At 54.1% G+C, this 3,570-nt stretch carries 2 protein-coding genes and 1 pseudogene; all 3 read right to left on the bottom strand.

Annotated elements, in window-relative coordinates; translation table 11 throughout:
• Positions 1-326: 326 nt before the first annotated feature.
• On the bottom strand, positions 327-647 hold the full coding sequence (locus tag HG250_RS07915) for a hypothetical protein (protein WP_170004466.1): 321 nt from the start codon (positions 645-647) through the stop codon (positions 327-329).
• Between the two features lie 228 nt (positions 648-875).
• Entirely contained in the window at positions 876-3,134 is a 2,259-nt protein-coding gene (locus HG250_RS07910; protein ID WP_338103884.1) for an EAL domain-containing protein, read from the bottom strand.
• A gap of 212 nt (positions 3,135-3,346) precedes the next feature.
• A pseudogene (locus HG250_RS12965) lies at positions 3,347-3,570 on the bottom strand (IS5 family transposase); the annotation flags it as partial.

Genomic DNA, 3,570 nt, shown 5'->3' with positions numbered 1-3,570 from the left:
GGTAGCAGTGGGCCGATCAAAGCCCACTCGTCACCCGACACACCAACCCGCTCACCCAATGCTGCCTCCAAAAGGTAGCCTTGAATCAGCGGTCGAGTCTCAGGTCAAGCTTTGTCCACGAAGCCTAATCCTAAGTCTAAACGTCGTTTCGGGCTTATCGAATGTATCGAAGATAAGCGAGGGAGAAGACGGTGGCCAAGTCTATCAGAAGCAGAACTTATCTTGCAGATGGGGGCAGTTCATTGGCGCTCGGTGCGCTGCTGATGTAACCGCACGATAGTGAGTGCGTGCGCTGCACTGAATCGGAGCTCAAAGCATTTACCTATTCAGAAGTTCCCGATCGCGCGCACTTCGCTCTTCAGCAATGTCGACGCGAGAAGAACGAGAGATGAAATGCGGTATGCTACGAAGACGTTGCGTTTGCCTCGTCCGCTGATGCGATAAAAAGCGCAATCCGGCACATCTGCCTCGACCGAAACGATCGTATTGCTTCGGATCACCTGCTCCGACATGTAGGGTTCAATTTCACGCGAGATAAAGTAGAACAACATTAATGGCGACAGCGTGTCCTGCGCCTGGGCATTGCGCGTGGGTAAAGATTGTAGTGGCGATCCATATTGTCGCTGGCTAAACGCGCGCGGTTGCAAGCTCTTTCCGGATATATTGCAACCACCCTGTCCGCCACTTGCGCGCCCGCGAGGGTTTCGCAAGGATCCAGTACAACGGCCAAAAAAAAGGGCCCCGTGAGGGGCCCTTCGTGTGTTAATTACTGTTGGCGCCGACCGGTGCCGAGCAGCCATTCCCAAAAATTCCACATGGTAAAGCCTCCTGTTTGAGGCCTGCATCATGCGTTAACCATATATCTTTGTAAAGGATTAACTATGATTATCATTCGCCATTTTGGCATGGTCAATATATTCAACTACTTGCCTGAGGTGCAGGGGGTAGGAAAGATAGTAACCCTGGCCTAGGGAGCACCCGATCTGTTTAAGGAACTGCAAGGTCTGCCGGCTCTCGATGCCTTCAGCGATGACCTCCATTCCAGCTTCCCGGCCCAAGGCGACCAGAGACTGGAGGATGGCTCGGTTCTTCTGTGTCGCAAGATCCCTGGTGAAGAGCTTGTCGATTTTCATTTCGTCGAAGGGCAGCCGGTAGAGATTTTCCACATTCGCCTCTCCAACCCCGAAATCGTCAAGCGCCAGACGGAACCCCTGAGAAGAGAGTCGTTCAAGGATCAACAAAGCGCGGTCCATGTTGGGAATTTTGGCGGTCTCGGTGATCTCGAGGCAAACGCGATTGGCTTTGACTTCGTGCTTGTCGACCGCATTCTGCACCATGTCGATGACGGCATTACCACTTAAGAGCGTTGCCGAAATATTGACGGACATGCGGATGTCGATACCGATCGTCGTCAGTTGGGCCAGGTCGGCAACAGCCCTGTCTAGGACATGACGGGTCAGGTGATCCATGCGACCGGCCTTTTCGCATTGCTCCACGAAATAGGCGGGCGAAATAGCGCCCTTCTCGGGATCATCCCAGCGGACCAGAGCTTCGAGGCCGATGATCCGTCCTTCAGCCAGATCGATCTGCGGCTGGTAAACCACAAAGATTTCTTCGCGTTCGAGAGCCGCATCGATCCGCGCGCGAAGCGATAGCTCCCACATATCTGTCGGCCGGATGTCGGCTCCGTCGAATACGATAAATTCATGCGCTTCCGAGGTTTTCTCGACTGCATTCATCGCTGTTGCGATCCTCACCGATGGGGACGGGTGTTCGGACACTTCCACTCCAAAGGTGATACCTACATCTATCTTTGTCCCATCCAGCACCAGCGGTTGTGAGAACAACGACCGCAAGCCCTCGAGATGTTCGCGGATGGCGTCCACTTCCGTATCGGTGGAGAGCCAGGCGAAATGCCGGCTATCGTTTGCGTAGATCACCTTCTGGTCTTCCGCCAGCGCAAGCCGATCAACCAGACGCAGGATATAATCCTTGTGCCGTGTGGGCGGCAGAGCCTGAAGGACCGCCTGGAACCCGTGAATTTCAGCGACGATGAGCGGAAGACGTTTCTTGGTTTCCGACAAATCCCTCAAAAGAGCGCGGAATGTCGGCAATTTTGTGAGCTGATCCACCAGCGCGAATTTCTGTTGCCATTTGACCCTGAGGCGAGCCGCAGCATAGATCATGAGAATGAGAACGCTCGAGCCTACGCTTATCCGAGCGCCCAGCGCTGTCCCCACCAAAAACAAGCCAAGCAGGACAACACTGATGGCGACATAGCCCAGATGACGATGCGATTCGTTCATGCTGATGCCGACCACAAGAATAAGCAGCAGGAAGGTCGCTCCAAAGCCGACCCAAGGACCGACAGAAACAAAAAGATCAGCCCGTAGAGTCTCTGCAGCCAATATCGCAACGAATGAAGATGCTACATTTTGATAGCCCGGAATTTTGGCAGTTTGTTCATCACTACCCCAAGATGGGCCAAGCAATACCGTCTTACCGGCGAAGGATCTGGACAAATATTCATTGCTTTTCTGCATCAGTTCTGTTGAACGGTAGGAACCTATCTGGTCAATATCAAAAATATAGGAAACCGGGAAGGACCCATTCGGTAATACGTCAGCTTCAGCCATCGCGACTGGTAGGCTTGGAAGCAATCGGCCTTCGACAAGCGAAGTATACTGCATCGACCAGGTAAAGCCGAGATAGCTATAATCTTCCTGAGCGACCGCACTGCGCAGACCATTAGTGATCGTTTTGACGGAAGGATAAGCTTCGGAGTCGCCGACGAAATCGGTTGCGTTCCGAACCGTGACGGTGGCCCGATCACCAAACTCGCGGAGCGCTGCATTCAACTGACGATCTGCGCCGGGATCTTCTGCCGGCTGCTCAATACGCAGGTTGAAGAACAGTTTATCGGCACCCGCTCGCTCAAGCCGGGTGATCAGCCTCGCCAACTCTCTCCGGCGCTGGGGATGCAGTGGATCGGCGATGTCCTGATCGACGCCAACATACACGATTTCGCCCGAGGGATCCCTGTTCGCCAGATTCGACTGGATCAGCCAGCCGAACTGGTCGATCGGATCGAGTATCATGGCTACGGATAGGACAAGCGTTACCAGGCCTGCCATGAGAACCTGCCGCACTCTTTCCGGTAACGATCGTACGTTGATCAATGTCATCTCAGCTCGATAGGCGGCGCGACTTATTGCCTCTTGCCTCCCGAACTAAGGGAATTTGGTAAATATTAGTTTACGCGGATGTCAGCAGTCACCCACGACGAACGTGCGCAGGGTCGCATGACATCTCGCACGACCCCACAACAGCTTGATTGATTGATGAGTTAGGTTTCGTGGACAAAGGGTATCCAGAGTTTGATTGAAGCGAGGGCGACGAAGCCAAGGTAGGATTCTTTGGTTTTGTCGTAGCGAGTGGCGATGCGGCGCCAGTTCTTCAGCTTGTTGAACAGCCGCTCGACCAGGTTGCGCCAGCGGTATTTCTCCCGGTCGTGCGGGGCTGGGTTGCGGCGGTTGCTCCTAGCCGGGATCACCGCCTCGACGCCGGCAG

This window comes from Pseudopontixanthobacter vadosimaris, from assembly GCF_012979275.1.
Lineage (GTDB): Bacteria > Pseudomonadota > Alphaproteobacteria > Sphingomonadales > Sphingomonadaceae > Pseudopontixanthobacter > Pseudopontixanthobacter vadosimaris.
Note: the sequence above shows the minus strand (reverse complement) of the source record. Positions and strands in the feature narration are given on the sequence as shown.

Coding starts and splice junctions, on each gene's coding strand:
- HG250_RS07910 (WP_338103884.1), bottom strand. CDS start 3,134: ATGGCAGGCCTGGTAACGCTTGTCCTATCCGTAGCCATGATACTCGAT.